The sequence below is a fragment of the Saonia flava genome, assembly GCF_011927795.1.
Lineage (GTDB): Bacteria > Bacteroidota > Bacteroidia > Flavobacteriales > Flavobacteriaceae > Saonia > Saonia flava.
In genome coordinates, this window is the sequence record NZ_JAATJJ010000002.1 from 581,484 (window position 1) to 606,920 (window position 25,437).

The window sequence follows — 25,437 nt, forward strand, 5'->3', positions numbered from 1 at the left end:
TATTCGCACCAAAAGGGGTGTATTCTTTATTTAATTCTCAATCATCCTCATGAAAAAGTAAAGTAGAATAATCAAATAATCATTTTTTTTGATGATAAAAAACGATACCCTCAAAATAAATGGGGTTCTATTGAAATAAAAATAAAAATATCCATTAACACCCTCTTAACTTTAGGGTCATAATTATTTTAACATATATTTGGCGATATAAACAACAAATTAATTATGAAAAAAATCGAGGCAATTATTAGAAAGTCAAAATTTGACGAAGTGAAAAAAGCACTTCATCAAATTGAGGTTAACTTCTTTAGTTACTGGGATGTAACTGGAGTTGGAAATGAAAAGCAGGGCCATGTGTATCGTGGCATCTCTTATAGTACAACAGATATCCAAAGAAGGTATTTGGTAGTTGTGGTATCGGATGATTTTTTGGAAAAAACAGTAAACACTTTATTGGAAGCAGCTTATTCCGGTAATGTTGGTGATGGTAAAATCTTTGTTTCAGAAATAAGTGACGCATATAGAATAAGAACCAAGGAAAGTGGCCAAGCTGGAATCAACTAATAAACTAAACTAACTAACAATTTACAATATGGACGCAGGATTATTTACAGCAAACAACGTTTGGATGATGATATGTACCGCCCTGGTATTCTTTATGCACTTGGGTTTCTCTTTTTTGGAGATTGGACTAACCAGACAAAAAAACACAGTAAACATATTATTTAAAAATGTATTTATAATATGTGTAGGCCTTTTATTATACTACATAGGAGGATTTAATCTAATGTACCCAGGAGATTTTAATGGGTATGTAGGATTTGCAGGATTTGGAATTGGAGCTCCAGAAGGTGGCATGACTCCCGATTATGCAGATGGAGGATACACTTGGTGGACAGATTTCTTGTTCCAAGGCATGTTCGCAGCAACAGCAGCAACTATTGTTTCCGGTGCAGTTGCGGAAAGAATAAAATTAGGACCATTTATGATATTCACCATTGTATATGTAGGATTAGTATACCCCATAGTAGGTTCATGGCAATGGGGTGGTGGATTTTTATCTACCCTTGGAGGTGATGATGGAGGTTTCTATGATTTCGCAGGTTCTACTTTAGTACACTCTGTAGGTGGATGGGCGGCTTTGATAGCTATCTGGTTGCTAGGTTCACGTATTGGTAAATTTGGTGAAGATGGAAAACCAAATGCCATTCCGGGTCACAACCTTCCATTATCAGCAGCAGGAGTCTTAATCCTATGGCTGGGGTGGTTTGGATTTAACGGTGGTTCTGTGCTATCTGCCGACCCAGAATTAACTTCATTGGTATTGGTTACTACATGTTTAGCAGCCGCTGCAGGTGGTGTTGGAGCCTTCTTGTTCTCAACCATCCTATATAAGAATTACGATTTAACCATGTTTTTAAATGGTATTTTGGCTGGTCTTGTAGGTATTACCGCAGGTGCTGACCAAATGTCACCTAACGAGGCAGTAATCATTGGTCTCATAGCTGGTATTATTGTTGTATTGGGAATCGCATTGATAGACAAATTAAAATTAGATGATCCAGTTGGTGCAGTTGCAGTACACTTAATTTGTGGTATCTGGGGCACATTGGCAGTAGGTATTTTCGGTGGATTGGCAAGTGGACAACAATTTATGTGGCAGTTAACTGGTGTTGCAGCAGCAGCCGTATTCTGTTGCATTACAGCTTTCATTATCATGTTTGTTCTTAAGAAAACTGTTGGAATCAGAGTTTCCAAAGAAGAAGAGTTGGAAGGTCTGGATGGTCATGAGCATGGAATGAACGCCTATGGTGATTTTAGAATGAACGAACACTAAGAATCATATATATATATATATATATAACAACGGAGCGTTTTGCAGAACGCTCCGTTTTATAACCTTTCTCAAAATAATACGAAGTAATTAAAACAATTCGATTCCTTTTAACTAAGAAACCTAAGGAATTATTAAAACATTTAAATATGAAAACGATTACAACTACAAATTACGTAAAAAATGCATTTTTATTCGCATTTGCATTGTTAACGACTACACTTTCTTTTGCTCAGGAAGAGGAGGAAGAAAAAAAACTATCCATTACCGGTACAGTAGATGCATACTATAGAGCCAATTTAAGTGGACCAAATGATGAAAATGCGATTGCACCAGGTTCGTCATTTGCAAATTTACCTGGCTTTGCTTTGGGCATGGCAAATGTAGTTGCTTCCTATGAAGGTGAAAAAGCAGGGTTTGTTGCAGATTTAGTATTTGGCCCAAGAGGTACAGATGCAGTTTTTGCATCCCCAATGTACTCTGCTACTGGTAACATTGTAAATCAATTATATGCCTATTGGAATGTAAGTGAAAGTGTAACTTTGACCCTTGGTAACTTCAATACCTTTTTAGGGTATGAGGTTATTTCGCCAGCTGCCAATTTTAATTACAGCACTTCTTATTTATTTTCTTATGGACCATTTAGCCATACTGGTATTAAAGCAGATTTCGCTATCGATGATGATTGGTCTCTTATGCTTGCCGTTATGAACCCAACAGATTTAACAGAATTTAACCCAACTGGGGATTATGCTTTTGGAGCTCAAGTAGGTTTCTTTGGACAATATGTGAATTTCTTATTGGATGATGGTGCTTATGAAATTGACTATACTGGTGGTTTTGACCTTTCAGATGATTTCTTTTTAGGAATAAATGGCGCATACTATGATAATGATGGGGTTGGATTTGCAGGTGTAGCACTTTATCCTCAATTAGCAACTTCAGAAAACTTCTCTTTGGGTCTTAGAGGTGAATATTTTGTAGAAACAGGTGATTTTGGCGCAATAGGAACCGGCATGGAAGACACAAGCGTTTTAGCTGTGACCCTAACAGGTAGTGCTACAATTGGCGACCTAATCATTAAACCAGAATTACGTTTGGACAGCACTTCTGAAAATGCATTTATTGATTCCGATTTAGACCCAAGCAAAAGTCTATCATCTTTTGTATTGGCTGCGATTTATGCTTTCTAAATTGTTTTAAAATAATAGTGTACAAAAAGCCCTTTCTATGCAAAGGGCTTTTTTTTTGACAAATAAATAGTTCTCCTCTGAAAAACTTAAATATATGTTAATCCAAAAAATTGACTTTTATATTTAACACATTAAAAGTACTTTGGTCTTCTTTATAGAGCATATAATAAAACTTTAATTTATAAAATTAAATGAAAGCCAACTCAAAGACCATTATTGCTAATTTCATAGGACATTTCTTTATGATATGCCTTGTGCTTTCGGTATTGGCCAAACCCGTTGCTTTTATATGCAATCAACTTTCCGAGGCTGAACACGAACTGTTTGAAGATTCTAAAAAAGGAGAACAATCAGAAAATGAACAAAATATTGATTTTGAGCAGGAGGAAGCAGCTCTTGATCTTTTAATTTTTAATACCTTCCTATTGGATGTATACTCCGTTCATAATTTTTTTAAACAACCCGAGAACATTTTAAACTTTAAACTTAGTATCCATTCCCCCCCTCCAGAGATGAACTATCTTCTCTTCTAAAATATTTTCCTTTTTCTTTTTAAATTAAAATTTCTAACAATTCTTCTTTAATAATAAGAAGATCTAAAAGTTATATTAATGTTTAAACATATTAAAAACGACTTGCCAGCAAGTATCGTCGTATTTTTTGTCGCACTACCTTTATGCCTTGGTATTGCTTTGGCCAGTGGCGCCCCATTATTTTCTGGATTAATTGCCGGAATAATTGGAGGAATTGTAGTTGGTCTCCTAAGTGGATCACACATCGGTGTCAGTGGTCCAGCTGCTGGACTAGCAGCTATTGTATTAACTGCAATAACAGCCTTGGGCGGTTACCAAAACTTTTTAGTTGCTGTAGTTCTTGGTGGTATAATTCAAATACTATTTGGTGTACTTAGATTGGGTATAATTGGATACTATTTTCCCTCTTCGGTTATCAAGGGTATGCTTACTGGTATTGGCATTATCATTATCTTAAAACAGATTCCCCATTTTTTTGGGTACGATTCGGACCCAGAAGGTGATTGGGCCTTTTTTCAAGTCGATGGTGAGAATACCTTTTCTGAAATCATTAACACCATTAACCATATAAGTCCAGGCGCTACCATTATTGCACTGATTGGGCTGTTTATTCTTATTTTATGGGAAAAGGTATTAAAGAAAAAAGGTAAGATTTTTGAATTAATACAAGGCCCTTTAGTAGCGGTTGTCGTTGGAATTATTTATTATATTCTAACAAATGGGAATGAAACCTTGGCCATCTCCCCCCAACACTTGGTTAGTGTTCCCGTACCAGAAGACGCCAGCTCCTTCATTGCCCAGTTCAGCTTTCCAAATTTTGGTGTAATCGGAAATCCAGAGATATGGATAACTGGATTTACAATTGCCCTTGTAGCAAGTTTAGAGACTCTTTTATGCGTAGAAGCTACAGACAAATTGGATCCACATAAAAGAGTGACTCCAACAAATCGCGAACTTTTGGCTCAAGGTACCGGAAACATAATCTCTGGGATGATTGGTGGATTACCAATAACCCAGGTTATTGTTAGAAGTAGTGCCAATATACAATCTGGGGGACAGTCAAAGTTATCGGCTATTGTACATGGTTTTTTTCTTTTAATATCTGTTATACTAATTCCAAGTCTCCTGAACATGATTCCTTTATCAGTATTGGCAGCAATTTTATTTTTGGTTGGTTATAAATTGGCTAAACCCACTTTGTTCAAAACCATGTACAAATTGGGTTGGAAACAGTTCATACCCTTTATCATAACCATACTAGGTATTGTTTTTGTTGACCTTTTATGGGGTATAGGATTAGGTTTGGTTGTTGGAATCATTGTTATTTTGATTAAAAGCTACCAAAATTCACATTTCCTACATATTGAAGACAAAAGTAACGGAAAGCACCGTATCAAGATGACATTAGCCGAGGAGGTTACCTTTATCAACAAAGGGGCTATTCTAAAAGAACTTGATAGTCTACCGGAAGATACTTATCTAGAAATTGACCTGATTAAAACCCGATATCTTGACCACGATATTATTGAAATATTGGATGATTTTGGAATCAAGGCAAAGGAAAGGAACATAGATATTAAATTGATTTCTAAAAGAGGGGTCATTGAAAATCCTGAAAGTTTTGCGGAGTTTTTTAGAAATAGACCAAAATCTAACCTAAGTCTAAACTAGGATTCAGCAATCCTAATAGGGTTTAAACGTACATAGAAAGAATTGTAAATAATGCCGGAGGCAACAAAAAAAAATAAATGAAAACACAGACAAAATTTACGCAAGAAAACTTAACACCAAAAGACGCCCATAACATATTGGTTGAGGGAAATAAAAGGTTTGTTGAAAATTTAAAGGCCCAACGAAATCTTAAGGAACAAGTTTTGGAAACCAGTAAGGGCCAATACCCTTTTGCAATCATATTGAGCTGTATTGATTCCAGAGTACCTGCTGAATTGGTTTTTGACCAAGGTATTGGTGACATTTTCAGTGCCCGTGTCGCAGGAAACATAATCAATGAAGATATACTGGGCTCAATGGAATATGCCTGCAAAGTGGCTGGGTCAAAAATCGTAGTCGTTATGGGGCATACAAAATGTGGTGCCGTTACCGCCGCATGCAAGGATGTAAAATTGGGGAATATCACCCCATTGTTGGACAAAATTATGCCCGCGGTCAAACAATCGAAAGTTGAGAACAATGAAGTTGAGGTAGAAAGTGTTGCAAAAATAAATGTTCAGCTTTCTATTGATAGAATTAGGGATGAAAGTCCCATACTTGCTGAAATGGAAAAAAATGATGAAATAGAAATTGTAGGCGCTATCTATGATGTGTCCAGTGGAAAAGTAGATTTCTTATAAACATCGTCAAAAGCCCGGTCACGACCGGGCTTTATTTTTTATCTCTTTTAAAATCCTTCACTCCCGCCAAAACTCTGGTATCCAGCGTATTTACTCCAGGCACCAATGGGCAGGAATATTTTTTGTTGTAAGCACAATACGGATTGTAGGCTTTGTTAAAATCGATTACAATTGAATTCCCCTCTGGAATTGTCAAATCAATATAACGCCCTCCTCCATAGGTTTCTTCTCCATTGGTATCGTCCATAAAAGGTAGGAAGAGATAATTTCTATACCTCTCTTCCAACATCAATTTTTTGTTTTGATAAATTTCTAGCTGATGCTCTTTTCCATTTAACGAAAAATGGACAATTCCGTAAACCACTTCTTCAGACTTCTCGCCTGATGTTGTGGGCATTAAAAAAGGTACAGCTTCAGGAGTCCTAACAAATTTTGCCTCAACAACATAACTAGTATCCGGAGCAAAAAAACTTAAGCCTTCAAAGTTTTTACGGTGTCTGTCCGGCAAGGGGGACTTATCAGGATTCTTGTATTCTGAATTTAGTTCATCTTGAAATTGAAGTATGTCCCCCAACAACCCATTTTGGTATTCTTTATCTTCTAAACTACTGGAATCATGATATTTTCTTCCATCCTTGCAACTTAAAAATGCCAGCGCCACCAGTAAATAAAAATATTTCATTGTCATAAGTTTACTCAAAATTACAATTTATACTAACTTGAGTACTATAATTCTTTTTCAATGAAAAAAATCTTTCTTTTAATTTTCGGTTTTTTATCCATAATTTCTTGTAGTAAAAAATCTGGCCATAAAGATAAAACTGACATCGTAGAAAGAATATTTCCCATATTGGAACCCAATAGGTACAATGTTGCTTTTTTAATAATGGATGGCACCTATAATACTGAATTTACTGCTCCTTTTGATATTTTTCAACATACCCAGTATAGAAAAAATATAAAGGCAATGAACACTTTTACAGTTGCCAATACTTTAAAGCCCATAACCACTTTTGAAGGTGTACGGGTTTTACCAGATTATGATTATACAAAAGATTCCATTCCACAAATAGATATATTGGTAGTTCCAAGTGCGGAGCATCATTTGGATACTGATTTAAATGACACCCTTATGCTCAATTTTATAAAAAAAGTTGATAAACAGGCTCTTTTTATCACCTCTCATTGTGATGGAGCTTTTGTTTTGGCCAAAGCAGGTCTATTGGACCATGTAGTCTCTACTACTTTTCCAAGTGACATTGATGCCTATAAAAAAATGTTTCCCAACATAAAGATTAAGGATAGTGTACTATTTGTACATGATGGCAAGTACATTACATCTGCTGGTGGAGCAAAAAGTTTTGAGGCAGCTCTTCACCTTTGCGAACATTTATATGGCAAAGAAATTGCGAATTCCTTAGCAAGGGGTCTTGTCATAGATTGGGATTTAGAAGCAGTTCCTAGGTTTATTCCTCAATAAAATCGTATCTGGCTTCCTTTAGATATTTAGAAACTATGGAATTAAACTCTGGTGTAATTCTCAAAAGTTCTGTATGCCTCAAGGAATACAGTTCATTTTTGTTGTTATAACCATTCTTTAGAGCCTCTTCCAAATAGAACAATGCAGTACCATAATCGACTATTCGGGCACTATCAGAAATAATTTTTAGGTAATATGTATAATTATTTGGTTCGGTAATTGTTTTTAACATCCATAAAAAACGAACTCCTTCTTCTTCCACCTTTTTTTCGGACTCCAGTATATCTATCGTATCTTCCACCAATGCATTTATATATCCAAGTAAACGCTTTCCCATTAACTGTTGCGCCCTATCTTTACTGTCTATATATTTTTTTAGCTCACCCATTTGATAGTTCCACCAGCCTAAATTGTTAAAGTTGTAGGCGAGAACATCTTCTTCCAAAGAATAGGAATATTCATCTTTCAAAAACGCCTCTTTCAAAATAGCTGCATTCTCATTTCTGTTAATAGACTTAAACCATTTGTTCTTCCTAAGCTCCTTTTTTCTTTTCAATAAGGAATCCATTTCTTTAAAAGGTCTGTATATTGACAATGATTCCTCTATTAGCTCATTGGCTTTTAACAAATCATTGGAATCTAACAAAGTATTTAATTCCAACATACTTTCATTGTAAAGGGTATTTACATAGGAACTGTCCTTTTCTATATTTCCCTTGGCCATGGAGGCCAAAGTAAATATTTCCATAGAAGACTTAATAAGGTTAATATTTGGCCATTCATGGCCTCCATCAAATTTTAAAAGTTGATTGGGAAACTTCAATCTATTTAAGGTTTTCTTAAAATCTATCATTTCCTTATAATTATAATCTTCTCTTCCAACTATGCCAATGAAGTGAAAAGGGTTTTTAGAGTTTAACAGCTCTACACTTCTAATATTTGCACCACAAGATATAACTCCTTCAATTTCTTTTATAAATAGTGGTATTATTGATGCCAACCTTGCCCCATTGGAAAAACCTCCTGTATACACTCTGTTTCTATGAATTGGCAAAATCTCAAATACCTTATTTATCATTCTATTGGAAATCAAAATATTCTGTGTTGTGGGTAGACTATCATGTACGTTGCTTGATGCCGCAAGAATATAGCCCAATTCTTCCGCACTACTCCTAAACATACCTATGGCCTGTGCACTTTTTCCTTCAACATCAAAAACAAAAAGTACTGGCCAGCTTTTAGAAGTATCAAAACTAGTTGGAAGGTATAATGAAAAAGTCTCGTTGGGTAAAGAGTCCGCAATTTTCAATGAATTTATTATAACTCCCTTTTTAAGGGTCATTTGTTGCGCGCTCAAACAAAAAGGAACTGAAATACAAAAGCACAGAAGTAATATTTTTCTTTTCATACAAATAATCTCATCAAAAATCTAGCCAAAAAATTTGAATTAAAGTTACATAATAGATTTATTACCAAGTCAATTTTAAAACAGTGAAACGTCTATTTATAATGACCATTTACTTTTTTTTGATTGGAGCATTGGAAACCACATTGGACAATATTATGTGTGTTCTAGTCTCACCATAAGTAATAAGTCTATCTATAAATTTTTCTAAATGTGATTGATTTTGAAGCACGACCTCCATTACTATGTTCTCATCACCAGTAATTCTGTAACAATTTACAACCTCATCAAATGAACTCACAATTTCCAAAAAAGGCTTTAATTTCCCCATAAAAGCTCTTAATGTTATTATAGCCTTTAATTGATAACCAACTGCTGTATATGAAATCTCTGTACTGTAACCAGATATTATTCCAGTATCCTCCATCTTCTTTACACGTTCAGCCACAGCCGGGGCAGTAAGTCCAACTTTTCTACCCATATTGGCAAAGGATTCCCTAGCATTTCCCTGCAAACACTTTAAAATTTCCCAGTTTAATTCATCAATTTTAATATTCATAAGTTTTGACTATTAAAAAATTAGTATTTAAAACAAAAAATACATAATTTCTTTTAAAACTAAAGATAAATATACAGATTACGACGTAATTTTAATTAAAATTTTGCTATAAATACCCCATGCCCTATAAAAATTTAAATACTGTTCCGGTTTATCGTAAATCACTGTCTCTCTGTGAAATTAGTAGAGAGATTGTATCCTATATCTCTTCCAATAAGGATCTTTTAAAATTATACCAGTCCAATAGCCACAGGGACATTATTGCCAATTCCATAATTACCGATGCTATATTGATTCCTCAAAAAATTGAACAGGCAGAGCGTACAGAATCCTACGCTACTAGAATGAAGAATGTCCTTTATGTAAATATTATGACAAGAAACATTCTTTCCTACTGTAATGGCTTGGAAAAAGATGGCTTTAAAGAAAAGGAATATATAAATCTCCTTAGAAACGAAATAAAAAGTTTTCGTTTGGCATATAAATTATGGAGACGATCCTTAAGAAGGATGTAAAATGCCATTTAAATCTTTTCCCCTTCCCTATTCTTTTTTTAAATACACCGCTCATCAAATACAATGAACCAGGGTTTTTCTATATTTTTACCATTTAATATTTGACTTATTTTGAAAACCACTATTCTTATACACTGTCCAGATAAATCTGGAATCATAAGTGATGTCACCAATTTTATACATGAAAGCAATGGCAATATTATATACCTAGACCAGCATGTGGACAAAGAGGTAGGTGTCTTTTTTATGAGATTGGAAAGTGATTTTGACGCTCCGAATTTTTCTATTGTAAACTTTAGGAATGGGTTTGGTGAAAATTTGGGCACGAAATATGAAATGAAGTGGAGAATATACAGCAGTGGAATTAAACCTAAAATGGCTCTTTTTGTTTCTAAATACAACCATTGTCTATATGATTTGTTAAGCAGGTTCAACTCTGGTGAATTAGAGGTGGAAATTCCTTTTATCATAAGCAACCACAATGATTTACAATATGTAGCAGAGCAATTTAACATTCCGTTTTATCACATTCCAGTAACAAAGACTACAAAAAAAGAAGCAGAAAACCAGCAATTAAAGCTGTTGAAAGACCATAAGGTAGACTTTGTGGTATTAGCAAGGTATATGCAAATAGTTACCAAAAAAATTATTGATTGCTATCCCAATAAAATAATAAACATTCATCACTCATTTTTACCTGCTTTTGCCGGTGCAAAACCATACCATGCTGCTTTTGAAAGAGGAGTTAAAATTATCGGTGCTACATGTCACTATGTGACCGAGGAGCTTGATGCTGGCCCTATAATAGAGCAAGATGTTACCGCAGTTTCCCATTCTCACAGTATTAAAGATTTTATTGCAAAAGGTAGAGATCTCGAAAAAATTGTTCTTTCAAGAGGGGTAAAACTACACATAAGGAGAAAAACTATGGTCTACAATAATAAGACAGTTATCTTTTCCTAAATCCACTTTTGCCCATTTTATGCCATGTTAATTGTTTAATTCCTAATTTTGGAAAAACATTAATCGCATGATCAAAAGAACATTTACCTTCATTTTATTTTTTCAACTCATCTCTTGTGGAGAATTACAAGACATAGTAAATCAATTGCCTCAAGGAGGAACAACTATTGGAAATGCTGAAATAGCAAATGGGCTAAAAGAAGCTCTTAATCTTGGAATATCTCAGCAGGTATCCAAACTTACCCAGGAAGACGGTTTTTTTAAAAATGAACTGGTAAAAATAATGTTGCCAGAAGAGCTACAAAAAGTAGACAAAACTTTACGGGATATTGGATTGGGCAATCTGGCAGATGAAGGGCTTAAAATCCTTAACAGAGCGGCGGAAGATGCTGTTGGTGAGGCAACGCCTATATTTGTTGATGCTATTAAAGGAATTACATTTTCTGATGCAAAAAACATACTTCTTGGTAGTGATGATGCAGCAACAATGTATCTAAGTAACTCAACCGAGACCGCCCTGTATTACAAATTTAACCCTATTATTCAAAATTCATTTCAGAAAGTTGGCGCAGATAAGATATGGGCCAATCTTATAACAAAATACAATAGTCTTCCATTGACAAATAATGTTAATCCGGACTTAACAGATTATGTCACAAAAGAAGCTTTGAATGGTGTCTACACCATGATTGCAATAGAAGAGAAAGAGATTAGAACAAACATTTCTTCGAGAACATCAGACCTTTTGAGAAAAGTATTTTCATTGCAAGATTAAAATGTTCAATATTTAATAGGCTTCCCACAATAACTTGAAAATTAATTCGTTAAAATTTAAAAGCAAGGCAATAGTAATATATTGCTAATGTTTATTTAACACGAAGCAATAGTCAATTTTAGACTTTTACATAGAATTATTTGAGTTAGTATTTTTTGAGTTAGTTAGTTTTAAAACCGGTGGGAGCACCGGTTTTTTTATACCCCAATTTGTACCCTTTACAAGGTTATTTTACTATCTTTAAAGGTAAAGTATTATCGGGAGTTCCTTATTTTATGAAAAAAATAAGGTTTTAAATATATATATTTCCTAATTTGAACATAGCTAATTCTACCTAATAATGAGACTACAAATCTACCTCTCCTTATTATCAATATTCCTGAGCAATTCAGTTACTCCACATTCCCCACAGGATAAAATAGCCAAAATAAGTATTACTAAAATTAATCCTTCAACCAGTATTGTATTAATTAACGCAGATAAATTTTATCATGAACAAAAATTTTCAGAGGCACTAACGTTATATGAGCAGATTGAAAGCAATCATGATGAAAATGAGGCTCATGTATTAAAAAAAATGGCTCTCAGCCATGCAGCTCTATTAGATTCCATTAAATCTGCCGACTACATAGAACAGTATTTAATGGCAGATTTCAAAACCTCATTTTTGGAACATGAAGGATTTGCACCAATTAAAAATACCCAAAGCTATAGATCTGTTGTAAAGAAATATGTCCCAAAGGTCAGTATATGGTCATTTCTTTACTTTTATGTAGCAATGATTGGTTTTTTTATTGTTACTGTTTTAAATTTTAATAAAAAAATAGATGCTGGGGCAAAAATACTTATTGGAGGTTTCGTTTTTATTCATTCCTTTTTTATACTCCACATTAGTCTTAACATAACCAATTACCAATATCAATTTCCCCATTCCTATTTAATGTCTACCTGTTTTTCTTTCCTATATGGGCCATTATTATACTTTTATTTTAAAAGGATTACACAGGAATACAAATTCAAAACAAAAGATTTGTTACACCTTATCCCTACCCTTCTTTTCCTTATTTACATTATACCTATATATTCCATGTCCGGGGCCGCTAAATTAGAACTAATGTTGAATAGAGTACGGAATGGATTAAATCCTTCTGATTCGGCAGCTGTTTCTATTATTGTTGCATTAAAATGGGTATCACTGGTTATTTATGGATTCCATATTAGAAAACTTTATCTAAAGAGCAAGGAAAATAAAGATTTGGATAAGAAAAGTGGAACATGGCAGCGCAATATCTACGGTATTCATCTTATATATATAGTCTGCTATACAGTTTATGGTCTTCTTATTAGTAACAATATATCTTCCGGATTTTTTTATCATTCACAAATTGTGACCATGGCCATAATGGTTCTTTATGTTGGGTACTCTGCCAATGTACAGCCCAAAGTATTTAATGGGGTATATTCATATGGCAATAATCTAATTTTTAAATATGAAAAATCTGGCTTAACCGAGAGTCTTTCCTATGAATTAAAAGAAAGTTTAATTAACCTGTTTGATGTTGATAAGATTTATAGAGAAAACCAAATTAGTCTTGATGTTCTTTCCGATAGATTAAATACAACAAGGCATAATACTTCACAGGTTATCAATGAACATTTTAACATGAGTTTTCACGAACTGGTAAACAAGTATAGAATACAAGAAGCTAAAGAAATTATGAGCAATGATTATAATAGGAACCTTAATATAATAGATATTGCATATGAAGTGGGATACAATAACAAAGTTACATTCAACAAAGCCTTTAAAAAGGATACATTGTTAACTCCCAGTGAATACCAAAGGACTTTCTTCCAGCCACAGATGTAAATTTAGCGTAATCTTTCTTCGGGAGAGTAAATGTTTATAAGTCTTTCCCACAAATACCCACCTTGCACTTTACTTTGAGTAATTAACTAACGGTAAATGTAAAGCAGCCCTGCACTATTTTGCTCATACTTAAATGAAAAATATTCATGTTTCATTTTTTAGAGTAATTATTTGAATTAGCTATCAACGTCAGGGCTGCCATTTACATTAAAACTTAAATAATTATACGTATGAAAAAAAGATGCAAATGGTTGTTTATGCTTTTTATATGTGGTTTTTCCATGGCATATGCACAACAAAAGGCCGTTTCTGGCACGGTTACCGATCAAAGTGGAATACCCTTGCCAGGGGTCAATATTTTGGTTAAAAATACCACTATAGGAACTCAGACCGATTTTGATGGAAATTACTCCATTCAAGCCAGTGTGGGACAAACTTTAAATTTCTCATATATAGGCCAAGAAACTGTAGAGGTAGTAGTATCCACAGAAAATACTATAAATATACAAATGCAGGAAGATGCACAGGTGCTGGAGGAAGTTGTAGTTACAGCCCAAGGTATTATCCGGGAAAAAAGGTCTTTAGGGTACTCTGTGACTACAGTTGAATCTGATTTAGTAGAGTCTAGGCCTGAAGCAGATATTGGAAGGGTACTTAGTGGTAAAGTGGCAGGTGTAAACATAACATCTAACAATGGTCTTTCTGGATCCGGAACTAATATTATCATTAGGGGATACTCATCTGCAACCCAATCCAACCAACCTCTATTCATTGTAGATGGTATTCCATTCGATTCTGGCACTAATACCCAATCAGATTTTTTAGATGGCAATACAGAGTCTAGTAGATTTTTGGACATTGACCCAAACACTATTGAAAATGTCAGTGTACTTAAAGGGTTAAGTGCAACTGTACTATATGGAAATAGAGGAAGAAATGGTGTAATTCTAATTACTACCAAAAACTCAAGTTCTGGAGACACCAATAGTAAAAATGAAGTCACTATTAGTCAATCGGTGTTCGCTTCCACAGCAATCATTCCAAAATATCAAAATAATTATGGTGGAGGTTTTCACCAAGGCTTTGGATACTTTTTTAGTAACTGGGGACCAAGATTCGACAGATCAGATGATGACGGAATTGCAAATGCAGGGCAGTTTATAGGAGGGGCCAATGGAATTGCAATATTAAGCCATCCATTTAATTTCATTGCAGACCCAACACTAATTGCTGGATATGAAGATTTATTGGATGACCCTTATCCCTACAAGCCTTATAATGGAGTTAAAGATTTTTTTAAAACCGGCTATGTGTTTACCACTTCCATAAATGTTCGTGGTGGCTCAGAAAAAGTAAACTTCAATGCCAATTATGGACGCACTGAAGACTCAGGGGTAACACCAGGAAACAGATTATTGAGAAATAATTTCAGTATTGGTGGTAATGCACAATTATCCAACAAACTTACCGTATCCGGGATATTCAATTTTATACAAACAGGATATAAATCCCCACCAAACGCGGTAAGTACAGGTAGTGGTGCCGCCTTTCAGGGGTCTGCAATTTTTGGTGATGTACTCTACACCCCGAGAAGTGTGGATTTAACAAATCTACCTTTTCAAGCTGTGGATGGTAGAAGTTTATATTATCGTTCTGGAAACGATATTCAAAACCCATACTGGACAGTTGCTAATTCAAAAACAACACAAAATACGGATAGATTTCTTGGTAATATGTCTCTTAGCTATGAAATAAATGATTGGTTAAACCTTTCATACAGGTATGGTCTCGACACATATACCGAATTAAACTCCTATGGTCAAAACAAAGGGGGTGTAGATGGACCTACGTTGGGGATTTTAAGAACTATATCTGTTAGAAACTCCATACTCAACCATGATTTAATTTTAAGTTCTGACAAAAACATCTCGGAAAACTTAAACTTAAAAGCCACACTGGGAGCCAATAGCAGACGTGATGTTTATGCTCAAGATGGAATTGAAAGTACAGGGCAATTGGTTTTTGGGGTATTAGAGCACTTTAACTTCACCACCCCATCATCCATAAATTCCTTTTCTACTACAAATCTCAATCAGGATTTTGAAGAAAATTTGGTTGGGGTATATTTGGATGCCACATTAAGTTATAAGGACTATTTATATTTAAATGTAGTGGGCAGAAATGACTGGTCATCAACTCTAGAAAGTGAGAACAATTCATTGTTTTACCCAGGTGCAAGTATTTCATTTGTTCCAACCACAGCATTTGAAAACATAAAAGGGGATGGACTTAATTACCTAAAACTACGATTCGGTTATGGCTCTTCTGCCGGTTTTCCAACACCATTCAATACTAGAGATGTTCTAACACTAGGTGCACGTAACCTTGTTGATATAAATGGTAATGTTATTTCAGGAAATACGGTTTCGGATGCTCTTGGAAATAGAGAATTAGTACCTGAAAGAGTTGAAGAATTGGAAATTGGTATCGATACCAGATTATTCAACAGACTAAACTTAAATGTAAGTCTATATGATAAAACTACCACAGATTTAATAACCAATAGAACATTGGATAGTTCTACAGGATTTCTGAGCACTTTTGTAAATATTGGAGAGATTCAATCTCAAGGAGTTGAAGTAGATTATGACCTTGACATAATCAAAGGAAACAATAATGGGTTCAATTTCAACATCGCTGGTAATTTTACCACAAATGAAACCATTGTTACGGATTTAGCCGAAGGCACCAATAACATTCTCTTAACGAATGCAATTGCAGGGGAAGCTGCTAACTATGCAGTTGAAGGGAGACCTTTTGGGGTATTCCTTGGCACAACATTCTTAAGGGATGCAAATGGAAATCGAATTGTAGGAGGGAACGGGCTATACCTTGTTGACAACAACATCTCTGAAATTGGAGACCCCAACCCAGATTGGACAACAGCCTTGATTCCAACCTTTACATATAAGGGCTTCTCATTGTCGGCCAACCTACAATATCGTCATGGAGGAGATATTTATTCTGTTACCTCGGCCGCCTTAATAGGTCGTGGAACAGTGGATGCGGACAATCCCATTAATAGAGAGTCCAATTATGTTCTGCCGGGAGTACAAGCAGACGGCACTCCAAATAATGTGGCAATAAGTTCTACAGAATTTGGTTTCAATACCTTCTTTGGTGGTGACATAAATGAATTAAGTGTTTTTGATGGAACCACAATTCGCTTACAAGAAGCTTCATTGGGATATTCCTTGCCTAAGCGCTTTTTAAAGGATACTCCTTTTGGCAGCATGTCCTTTACCCTATCTGGGTCAAATTTATGGTACAAAGCTGTAAATTTTGAAAGCACTCTAAAGTACGACACCAATGCCTCTAGTACAGGAGTAGGTAACGGACAGGGTATTGATTTTATAACGGGACCATCCACAAGAAGATATGGGTTTACCCTTAGAGCTACTTTCTAATTGTTAAAACAAAAATAATATATTATGAAAAAAATATTTAAATCATTTGGTTTAGTTTTAACCAATATATCTATCCTCTTCCTGGTAGGTTGTGAAACAACTGAACTTGGCGTAGTGCCCAGTCCCAATGAATTGAATCCATCCCAAGCTAGCGTTGATTTTTTCCTAAATCAAATACAGCAGCAAGTTGCAGAAATCCATTCAGGTGAGGAAGATCGCAATGAAAATGGCCTAAGCCAATTTGGAATGCAACCCGTTAGAATGCTCAACGGAGGAGGGCCAACTTACCGTGAGCTAAATGACCCAACAGATTTTGATCGCGTATGGGACAATGTTTATGCCCGTGCACTAATAGATATTAGAACAATGAATCCTGTGGCAGAAGAAGCTGGACAATATACTCATATTGCAATAGGACAAGTACTAGAAGCATATATTATTATGTCTATGGTAGACTTTTTTGGAGATATTCCCTATTCAGAAGCCGTCAGAGGTGGAGAAGGTATATTGAATCCTATTCTAGATTCAGGGGCATCGGTCTACACGGCTGCAGATGAGCTATTATTAAATGCGATAGAAAATCTGAACAAGGAGGAAATAGTATTACCCACCAATGATCTTTTTTATGGAGGAGACGAAAGCAAATGGATAAAAGTTGCCAATACCATGCGTTTAAAACTTTACCTTCAATCACGTTTAGCAAATGACGGGGGGTTCGGTGCGTCAAAATCCACATCAGTTATAAATAGCCTCATTGCAGGCAATCAATTGATTTTGGATTCCAGTGAGGACTTTCAGTTTCAATGGGCTACCAGTAATGCCGCTCCAGATAGTAGGCACCCCTATTTTACAGCCAACTTTGATGGTGCCGGACCAAGTTCCGATTTCTACCAATGCAACTATTACATGAATTTGCTGGCAAATCAATATGGTGGTGTGGATCCAAGAATAAGATATTATTTCTACAGGCAAGTGAGCGATTTTTCTGGAGCAGATGTAGTAACAAAAGAATGTGTTACGGAAATCTCAACCCCTTCTTGGTGGGCTCCGGAAGAACCTTATTGTTTGGTTCCAAACATTAATGGTTTTGATGGGCTTTGGGGAAGAAATCATTTGGATAATGACGGTATTCCTCCTGATCAAGCTTTTAGGACTGTATTTGGTGTTTATCCTGTAGGTGGTCCATTTGATGATGACTCTTTTAGAAATGTTGCCGGTTCAGCAGCGGTGAACGAAGGTTTGGCAGGAGCAGGTATATCTCCTCTAATGTTATCCTCATACACAAATTTTATGCTGTCAGAAGCAGCACTTACTTTGGGTACAACGGGAAACCCAAGAACATATTTAGAAAATGGAATAAGAGAATCTATAAATAAGGTTATGGCTTTTGGTTCAACATTGGCTTCGGGTACAGGATTTGTACCGACCGCAACCCAAATCGATGACCACATTTCTGACGTTCTTAATGCATTTGATGCTGGCTCAGATACAGATAAGTTACGCATAATTGTTGAGCAATATTTTATTGCCCTTTGGGGAAATGGCATAGAGGCTTATAATACATATAGAAGAACTGGACAGCCGGACAATCTAACTCCTGGATTCTTTTTAGAAGACTCTGGAACTTTCTTAAGATCAAATTGGTACCCACAAACAGCTGCCGATAGTAACACAAACATTACCCAAAAGCAGGCCCCAAGCACCCCTGTTTTTTGGGATACAAACCCAGAAGGCTTTGTAGATTGATATAATAATATAAATCCAAAAAAATGAAAAAAACAGTTAAATCAATTATAGGTCTACTATTAATAACCATCACCTTCGTAGGCTGTGAAGAAGAAGATAAAAACCCACTTAACCTTTTGGGTGGAGATGAAATAAAAGCACCTTATGTTAGGATTTTGGTGGAAGAAACAATTGTTGCTGCGGGTGACATTGGAACTAGTACTTTTAATGCAACCGTAGACGCCTTGGATAACAATGTGGCTTCATGGGACTTGAGTGTAAGCAGGGAATCTGGTGGTGTTGCAAGTGATACAATTCCGCTGACCACCGTTACCAGTTTTCCTAGTGAAATATCCATTCCTTTTGCAGATATAGCTTCGGGCTTAGGCATAACCACAGATGAAATATCTGGAGGGGACTTCATAAGATTCTTGGGTACATCAACGGGAACCGATGGTTCAGTTTTCACCTTTGAAAACTTTACAGGGAGTATTACCGGCCAACAAGAACAAAGGCAAGCTTTCAATTTCATAGTCTTGGTTAAATGCTCGCCCATAACAGATGCCACTATAGCGGGAACATGGACTGTGGAGATGCAAGACCTTTATGGTGATGGCTGGGATGGTGCTTTTGTAACTTTTGAAATTGATGGGGTGGCAACAAACTATACAATTTCGGCAGGACAAGCCTCTGCAGCAACACATATAGTTGATGTACCGGCCGGTATATCGGAACTTTTGATTTCATACACAAGTGGTGCCTTTGAAGAAGAACATGTTTATACTATACAAACACCGGATGGTGATATTAGGGGTCCTTTTGGTCCTGGGCCTGCACCATGTATTAATTAATTTGTAAACCTTTCTGAATATGGTGTAATTGTTCAAACAATTACACCATATTTTTTAACCAAATCATTTAGGAAGGGCGCTTTCAATATCATATTCATGGCCAATTTGTTAAAAATTAGATAAAATACCCACTTTTTAGTTGTTCCTACTATGATATCAACATCTAAAACCTCATTTGGCGCGTATATTTGTAAGAACAAAGATTTGACTATGGAAAAGCAATATTGTAAAGTAGGAGCCGTGACGCCCATAACAAGTGGAGCACATGCAATTTCTTTATTGGAATATCAATATAGAAATTTTATGGACAAAGCATCTTCAACAAAATCTGTTGATCAAAAGTTGGCTAATTTTTTTGAATTTAAAGCAATCAAGGTAAAAAAAATGCTAGAAAATTTGGTTTAATAATTAAACTAAAGCTTTTAATTCTTTTTCCATTTTGACCTGCAACACCTTTGCTTTATTTGCAGCTTCATGGGCAAAATTTTCTGCGTTTGATGCATAAATAATTCCTCTGGAAGAATTTATTAGCAATCCCACATCTTTGGTCATACCATAACGGCAAACTTCTTCTAAACTACCTCCTTGGGCACCTACTCCTGGAACCAGCAAAAAATTATATGGGATTATCTTTCTAATGTCTGTTAAGTAAGAAGCTTTTGTCGCCCCTACCACATACATAAGGTTTTGAGCATTTTCATAACCTTTGGAAGTTTCCAATACTATTTTATACAATTCCTTACCATCTATCAATTTGGTTTGATAATCGTACGCTCCTTGATTGGATGTCAAAGCCAATAAAATAGTATGCTTATCCTCAAAAGTTAAAAAGGGTTCTACCGAATCCTTGCCCATATAAGGAGCAATGGTAATTGAATTGAACCCTAAATCCTCAAAAAAGGCTTTTGCATATCTTGTAGAAGTATTACCTATGTCCCCTCTTTTGGCATCAGCTATGGTAAACTGTTCGGGATAGTTTTTATTTAAATATTCAATGGTTTTTTCCAAGGCTTGCCATCCCTTTATTCCATATGCCTCATAAAATGCTATGTTAGGCTTGTAGGCTACACAAAGGTGGTGTGTAGCATCTATGATTGCCTTATTAAAAGCAAAAATAGGGTCTTTTTCTTTTAATAAATGAGAAGGGATTTTATCTAAGTCTGTATCTAATCCTATACATAGGAAAGATTTCTTTTTGTGAATTTGCTCAATAAGAAATTTGGTAGTCATCTAAGTTTTTAGAATATTTCAGAAGCCTCTTTCAACTTCTCGGTATTTTCAACAAGCATTAATTCATCTATAATTTTTTGAATATCTCCATTGATAATATTCTGCAGGTCATAGAGCGTTAAACCAATTCTATGGTCTGTTACCCTACCTTGTGGATAATTATAGGTTCTAATTTTTGCAGAACGGTCACCACTACTTACTTGTGAATTCCTCTTAGCTGCATCCTCTTCTTGTTTTTTGGCAAGTTCCAAGTCATATAATCTGGAACGCAATACTTTAAAAGCTTTATCCTTGTTTTTATGTTGAGACTTTTGATCTTGACATTGAGCTACCAATCCTGTTGGTATATGCGTTAAACGTACGGCCGAATAGGTCGTATTTACAGATTGACCTCCAGGACCTGATGAACAGAAAAAATCTATACGTACATCTTTTGGATCAATTTGGACATCGAAATCCTCTGCCTCTGGCAGCACCATTACGGTGGCGGCGCTCGTATGCACCCTACCCTGTGTTTCAGTCTGTGGAACGCGTTGCACCCTGTGCACTCCCGCTTCAAACTTTAAAGTACCATAAACATCCTCTCCCGTGACCTCAAATTGTATTTCTTTAAAACCACCACTGGTACCATCACTTAAATCTATAACATTCGTTTTCCATCCTTTGGATTCGCAATATTTAGTGTACATTCTAAAAAGATCACCAGCAAAAATACTGGCCTCATCTCCTCCAGTTCCAGCTCGTATTTCCACCACCACATCTTTGGCGTCCTCAGGGTCTTTTGGTATCAGTAAAAACTTAATTTCCTCTTCCAACTTTGGTATGGCCTCTTTTGCTTCATCCAATTGCATTTTTGCCATCTCTATCATTTCTTCATCACTACCATCAGAAATAATCTCCTCTGCTTCCGATATATTATTGGTGAGTTCAAGGTATAAGTCCCGCTTATCACACAAAATTTTTAAATCTTTATACTCCTTATTTAATTGAACATAACGCTTTTGGTCTGATATAATATCAGGCTGAATAATTAGGTCTGAAACCTCATCAAAACGTTGCTTAACTATATTTAATTTGTCAATCATATTCTAACCACACTTAGCTGCGAATTTACAATTTTTTGAACCACCTATCTGTATGTTTATTAAAGAAAGCCCTATATTGAAATATTAAATAATATTTTTTTATGATTTTATCCAATAGAACAAGAGTTAAAACTCTTTCCCATCAGTTTAAATATATCGCTCTTTTAACCTTGTTTGCCCTAGGGTCGTGTTCCAATAGTGAGTGCCAAAAAACGAATTGGTACCAAGACAGTGATGGAGATGGATTAGGAAACCCTCAAGTCTCGGTTTCTGAATGCGAAAAACCTTTAGGATATGTTTCCAATAATGATGACATGGATGATACGCCCAAAGCGGATGTTCCGGTTGAAAATACATTGAGTATTCCCACTACGGGTTATACCACTCCAGTAACTTATGAAAATTTAAATGCTGTGTGGGCAGATGAATTTAATGGAACGAGTTTGGATGAAACTTATTGGAATTTTCAAATCGGAGATGGTTGTCCTGATATATGTGGTTGGGGAAACAATGAACTAGAATATTATACCAAGGAAAATACAACTGTTAAAGATGGTTATCTTATCATTGAAGCAAAAAAGCAAACCTTCAATTCAAAAAATTATACATCTTCAAGGATTAACACCCAAGGTAAATTTACGCTGCAATTTGGGCGTGTGGATGTAAGGGCCTCTCTTCCCGAAGGACAGGGAATATGGCCAGCTATTTGGATGTTGGGAGAAAACATAAGCTCGGTTGGTTGGCCCGCGTGTGGAGAAATTGACATCATGGAAATGATTGGCGGCGAAGGAAGGGAAAAAACCGTGCATGGCACAGTTCATTGGGACAACGTTGGAAACTATGCTAGTTATGGGCAAAGTTATTCTTTAACAGACCAAACTTTTAAAGAAGAGTTTCATGTTTTTTCTATCGTCTGGACACCAGAGACCATCACTTGGTATATAGATGATATTGAATTTAATGTTATTGACATTACTCCGGTAGAACTAAATGAATTTCAAAATGAATTCCATTTTCTAATAAATCTGGCTGTTGGTGGCAATTGGCCTGGTGACCCAAACAGTGCAACAGTATTTCCTCAATTTTTAATTGTGGATTATATAAGAGTGTTCCAAGAAAAAGAATAAAAGCATAAATTCCACTTAAATGAGTCCATTCTTAGCTATTAAAACTTATAGGTTAGGTCTTTATTTCTATAGATTTTTTTTAATGCCTTCCATACTAGTTTTTATTCTTTTTTCGTTTGGCGGAGCATCAATTTTTGCAATTGTCGTATCTAAAGTAATTCTCTTTGGACTAGGTTATTTTTTATATTTTGAAACCACTCGGCAACAAAAAATTGTCTTCTACAAAAATTTTGGAATTTCAAAGGAAGTGCTGTTTTTGTCGATTTTATTTATCGACCTCTCAATCTTTGTTCCCATCTACTATTTAATGAAATTGTTTTGATATTAGAAGTAGACAACATAGAACTAAGTTACAACGATAAAAAAATTATCCACAGCATTTATTTAAGGGCGGAAACAGGAAAAATTACTGGAATCTTAGGAAGAAATGGGTGTGGAAAAACAACTTTGTTGCGTATCATTTTTGGTGATTTACTCCCAAAGTATAAAAATATTAGAATTGATGGCACCTATCAAAAAAGTAAATTATTCACAAAAAACATAATAGGTTATTTACCTCAAAATAAATTGTTGCCAAATTCATTAAAACTCTCTAAAGCCTTTAAGTGGTATCAACTTAACTGGGAACAATTTACAGGTACTTTTACTAGTTTTAAAAAATACAAAAATCTAAAAATCAATGAATTATCATCTGGAGAACTTAGAGTTATTGAAACGTATCTAACTTTATGTTCATCAAAACAAATCATCCTTTTGGATGAGCCCTTTTCTTTTATCGCCCCTATTTATATTGAAAAATTTAAATCCCTCATGGAATCTTTAAAAAAGGAAAAATTAATAATCCTAACCGATCACTTTTATAGGGATATTTTAGAAATAAGTGATTCTATTTATTTTCTAAAAAATGGGTATTCAAAATTAATAGTAACAAGGGAAGACTTAGAAAACGAAGGTTATTTAATTCCCAACTAAAGTAGTTCCTAAAGTAATTATACTTGCATTCAGTCCATCACTTCTGTCGTAGATGCTAAATCTTAAATCTAAGGTTTTAAGCCCAAAGGTAAGTATTTTGGCTTTTGTAAAAATATCCTTATACCTAATACCAATTCCATATTGATGAGCATTGTACTCGGACAAATCATAATCTGAAGTATAAAATGGCAAAGTGGACAAGGCATCCTCCTTGGCGTAAAAGTAATCGGCGGCAGTTTGTGTATAATATCTATACGAAGGGTACACCGTAAAAGTATCGTTTAATCTTACCGGCACTTCTAAGCTCGCTGTGTGTGAGGCAACTCCCCAATCATCATAGTAATATCTATAATAACTGCGAAGAACAAATAAATCATTAAGATAATAGTTAAGTCTTCCTCCAATAGGTACTTTAAACCTACTATCTGGCAAACGTTCTACATCATCTGCCAATTGAAAATCATCAATAAAAAAATCATTTGCATCACCAAAATATACTCGCTGGTGTGGCGTGCTCAACAAACCGTTTTGAGACACCAAATCCATAAATAAGGCACCCTGTAATCTTTTGCTTAATATCTGGGCAAAACTAAATGAAAAGGAATATGAGTTTCTAGTTTCATCTGAAAAGGCAATGAATCCTGGGTCATAGGTCCCAGTCCCAGTTACTCTTTCATCAAAAAAACCGCTACGGAGCTCAATAGGATATTGGGAGTTCCATTTATCCAAATACACCTGTCCACTTATTGAAACTTCCGTATTTCTTTCATTGAACAATTGTGTAAAACTTGCACCAAAACCAAAAGAAAAATAATCATATTCCGTGGACACATATAGATTAGCCCCCATAATGGAATTTCTATCATTTGATGTATGTTGATAGGTTGGTTTAAAGTAAGTCAACACATCACTCCGAGAGGCACCTGAAGATTCTATATATGGACTCACATTATCATTACCATCCAACGGATTTACATTACTGGATGATGCTGATGTGTAAGCAGAAATACCAATATCAACTGTTAAAACATCATCGGCATTCATGGGCAAATTGACCACAATACTGGAAGTGGCATCCGTAAGCTTCTCCGTCCCTTCTCCCCCTGTCACGGCCGCATTTTGGCCATCTTGACCATAATAGCTAAAAAGCAAATCCACTTCGGCTGTTTCCAAAACTCTTTTCTTGTATGAAGTGTCTCCTGCTTGAGAAAACCCATACATCGTAACCAAAAGACATAGAAGTAAAAAGAAATTTTTCAATATAAGAATTGATTATACTTTATTGAATCAGTTACAACCACAACCACCACCTGTTTTACCTCCATTGGCACCTGCAGAAGCTTCACGGTATATTTGAAAATTGGTTTCAAAACGCTCCATGTCCTTACCTACCAACTGCATTTCTTCATCATTAAGATATACTTTTTCATACTCCTTTACCGCAATGCAAGAAGTAGAAAAAAGAACTAAAAAAAATACAATTACAAAACTTTTCATACATT

Annotated in this window: 24 protein-coding genes; 17 read left to right on the forward strand and 7 right to left on the reverse strand. The window is 35.3% G+C overall.

Going from position 1 to position 25,437, the window contains the following annotated elements; all coding sequences use genetic code 11:
* The first annotated feature begins 225 nt into the window (after nt 1–225).
* From GGR42_RS14715 to GGR42_RS14740, 6 genes are all read left to right on the forward strand, one after another.
* Nucleotides 226–564, forward strand: coding sequence for a P-II family nitrogen regulator (locus tag GGR42_RS14715; RefSeq protein ID WP_167965576.1), 339 nt, complete (start codon nt 226–228; stop codon nt 562–564).
* A 28-nt stretch (nt 565–592) separates the two neighbouring features.
* Complete coding sequence (locus tag GGR42_RS14720; protein WP_167965578.1) at nt 593–1,837, forward strand: ammonium transporter; 1,245 nt, start codon at nt 593–595, stop codon at nt 1,835–1,837.
* 146 nt (nt 1,838–1,983) lie between these two features.
* Nucleotides 1,984–3,027 carry an outer membrane beta-barrel protein gene (locus tag GGR42_RS14725; protein ID WP_167965580.1) on the forward strand — a complete coding sequence of 348 codons (1,044 nt, stop codon included), beginning with the start codon at nt 1,984–1,986 and terminating at the stop codon, nt 3,025–3,027.
* A 191-nt stretch (nt 3,028–3,218) separates the two neighbouring features.
* Nucleotides 3,219–3,560: a hypothetical protein gene (locus GGR42_RS14730; RefSeq protein WP_167965583.1), complete on the forward strand. Its 342-nt coding sequence runs from the start codon at nt 3,219–3,221 to the stop codon at nt 3,558–3,560.
* 78 nt (nt 3,561–3,638) lie between these two features.
* Nucleotides 3,639–5,231: a SulP family inorganic anion transporter gene (locus GGR42_RS14735; protein WP_167965585.1), complete on the forward strand. Its 1,593-nt coding sequence runs from the start codon at nt 3,639–3,641 to the stop codon at nt 5,229–5,231.
* 77 nt (nt 5,232–5,308) lie between these two features.
* Nucleotides 5,309–5,911 (forward strand): carbonic anhydrase family protein, encoded by a 603-nt coding sequence (locus GGR42_RS14740; RefSeq protein ID WP_167965587.1) that lies wholly within the window; start codon nt 5,309–5,311, stop codon nt 5,909–5,911.
* Between the two features lie 31 nt (nt 5,912–5,942).
* On the opposite strand, the gene GGR42_RS14745 is transcribed toward GGR42_RS14740, so the two are convergent.
* Nucleotides 5,943–6,593 carry a DUF1684 domain-containing protein gene (locus GGR42_RS14745; protein ID WP_167965589.1) on the reverse strand — a complete coding sequence of 217 codons (651 nt, stop codon included), beginning with the start codon at nt 6,591–6,593 and terminating at the stop codon, nt 5,943–5,945.
* Between the two features lie 60 nt (nt 6,594–6,653).
* Here GGR42_RS14745 and GGR42_RS14750 point away from each other — a divergent pair, with 60 nt between their 5' ends.
* On the forward strand, nt 6,654–7,391 hold the full coding sequence (locus GGR42_RS14750) for a DJ-1/PfpI family protein (RefSeq protein ID WP_167965591.1): 738 nt from the start codon (nt 6,654–6,656) through the stop codon (nt 7,389–7,391).
* Here the strand turns inward: GGR42_RS14750 and GGR42_RS14755 are convergent.
* Both GGR42_RS14755 and GGR42_RS14760 read right to left on the reverse strand, forming a co-directional pair.
* Nucleotides 7,378–8,733 carry an alpha/beta hydrolase gene (locus GGR42_RS14755; protein ID WP_245201482.1) on the reverse strand — a complete coding sequence of 452 codons (1,356 nt, stop codon included), beginning with the start codon at nt 8,731–8,733 and terminating at the stop codon, nt 7,378–7,380. The two genes, GGR42_RS14750 and GGR42_RS14755, sit on opposite strands and share 14 nt — an antisense overlap.
* A 175-nt stretch (nt 8,734–8,908) precedes the next feature.
* Nucleotides 8,909–9,355 (reverse strand): Lrp/AsnC family transcriptional regulator, encoded by a 447-nt coding sequence (locus tag GGR42_RS14760; protein ID WP_167965595.1) that lies wholly within the window; start codon nt 9,353–9,355, stop codon nt 8,909–8,911.
* A gap of 119 nt (nt 9,356–9,474) precedes the next feature.
* Here GGR42_RS14760 and GGR42_RS14765 point away from each other — a divergent pair, with 119 nt between their 5' ends.
* The 8 genes from GGR42_RS14765 to GGR42_RS14800 all read left to right on the forward strand — a co-directional run bounded on the left by GGR42_RS14765 (nt 9,475) and on the right by GGR42_RS14800 (nt 19,926).
* Complete coding sequence (locus tag GGR42_RS14765; RefSeq protein ID WP_167965597.1) at nt 9,475–9,870, forward strand: hypothetical protein; 396 nt, start codon at nt 9,475–9,477, stop codon at nt 9,868–9,870.
* A gap of 111 nt (nt 9,871–9,981) precedes the next feature.
* Nucleotides 9,982–10,833 (forward strand): formyltetrahydrofolate deformylase, encoded by an 852-nt coding sequence (purU, locus tag GGR42_RS14770; protein ID WP_167965599.1) that lies wholly within the window; start codon nt 9,982–9,984, stop codon nt 10,831–10,833.
* A gap of 67 nt (nt 10,834–10,900) precedes the next feature.
* Nucleotides 10,901–11,608, forward strand: coding sequence for a DUF4197 domain-containing protein (locus GGR42_RS14775; RefSeq protein ID WP_167965601.1), 708 nt, complete (start codon nt 10,901–10,903; stop codon nt 11,606–11,608).
* Between the two features lie 340 nt (nt 11,609–11,948).
* Entirely contained in the window at nt 11,949–13,478 is a 1,530-nt protein-coding gene (locus tag GGR42_RS14780; protein WP_245201483.1) for a helix-turn-helix domain-containing protein, read from the forward strand.
* 230 nt (nt 13,479–13,708) lie between these two features.
* Complete coding sequence (locus tag GGR42_RS14785) at nt 13,709–16,945, forward strand: SusC/RagA family TonB-linked outer membrane protein (protein WP_167965603.1); 3,237 nt, start codon at nt 13,709–13,711, stop codon at nt 16,943–16,945.
* 24 nt (nt 16,946–16,969) lie between these two features.
* Nucleotides 16,970–18,691, forward strand: a complete 1,722-nt coding sequence (locus GGR42_RS14790) for a SusD/RagB family nutrient-binding outer membrane lipoprotein (protein ID WP_167965605.1) — start codon at nt 16,970–16,972, stop codon at nt 18,689–18,691.
* A gap of 23 nt (nt 18,692–18,714) precedes the next feature.
* Nucleotides 18,715–19,521, forward strand: coding sequence for a hypothetical protein (locus tag GGR42_RS14795; protein ID WP_167965607.1), 807 nt, complete (start codon nt 18,715–18,717; stop codon nt 19,519–19,521).
* Between the two features lie 210 nt (nt 19,522–19,731).
* Nucleotides 19,732–19,926 (forward strand): hypothetical protein, encoded by a 195-nt coding sequence (locus tag GGR42_RS14800; protein WP_167965609.1) that lies wholly within the window; start codon nt 19,732–19,734, stop codon nt 19,924–19,926.
* 3 nt (nt 19,927–19,929) lie between these two features.
* Here the strand turns inward: GGR42_RS14800 and pyrF are convergent, their stop codons facing one another.
* Both pyrF and prfA read right to left on the reverse strand, forming a co-directional pair.
* Nucleotides 19,930–20,751: an orotidine-5'-phosphate decarboxylase gene (gene pyrF / locus GGR42_RS14805; protein WP_167965611.1), complete on the reverse strand. Its 822-nt coding sequence runs from the start codon at nt 20,749–20,751 to the stop codon at nt 19,930–19,932.
* Nucleotides 20,752–20,759: 8 nt separating this feature from the next.
* On the reverse strand, nt 20,760–21,836 hold the full coding sequence (gene prfA / locus GGR42_RS14810; protein ID WP_167965613.1) for a peptide chain release factor 1: 1,077 nt from the start codon (nt 21,834–21,836) through the stop codon (nt 20,760–20,762).
* A 101-nt stretch (nt 21,837–21,937) separates the two neighbouring features.
* Between prfA and GGR42_RS14815 the strand changes: the two genes are divergently transcribed.
* A complete protein-coding gene (locus GGR42_RS14815) occupies nt 21,938–22,963 on the forward strand; it encodes a glycoside hydrolase family 16 protein (RefSeq protein ID WP_209024000.1) in 1,026 nt (341 codons plus the stop codon).
* A gap of 318 nt (nt 22,964–23,281) precedes the next feature.
* Nucleotides 23,282–23,935, forward strand: coding sequence for an ATP-binding cassette domain-containing protein (locus GGR42_RS14820; RefSeq protein ID WP_167965615.1), 654 nt, complete (start codon nt 23,282–23,284; stop codon nt 23,933–23,935).
* Here GGR42_RS14820 and GGR42_RS14825 read toward each other — a convergent pair.
* Complete coding sequence (locus GGR42_RS14825; RefSeq protein WP_245201484.1) at nt 23,921–25,195, reverse strand: DUF3570 domain-containing protein; 1,275 nt, start codon at nt 25,193–25,195, stop codon at nt 23,921–23,923. The genes GGR42_RS14820 and GGR42_RS14825 overlap by 15 nt on opposite strands.
* A gap of 27 nt (nt 25,196–25,222) precedes the next feature.
* Nucleotides 25,223–25,432: a DUF4266 domain-containing protein gene (locus GGR42_RS14830; protein WP_167965617.1), complete on the reverse strand. Its 210-nt coding sequence runs from the start codon at nt 25,430–25,432 to the stop codon at nt 25,223–25,225.
* Nucleotides 25,433–25,437: the final 5 nt, after the last annotated feature.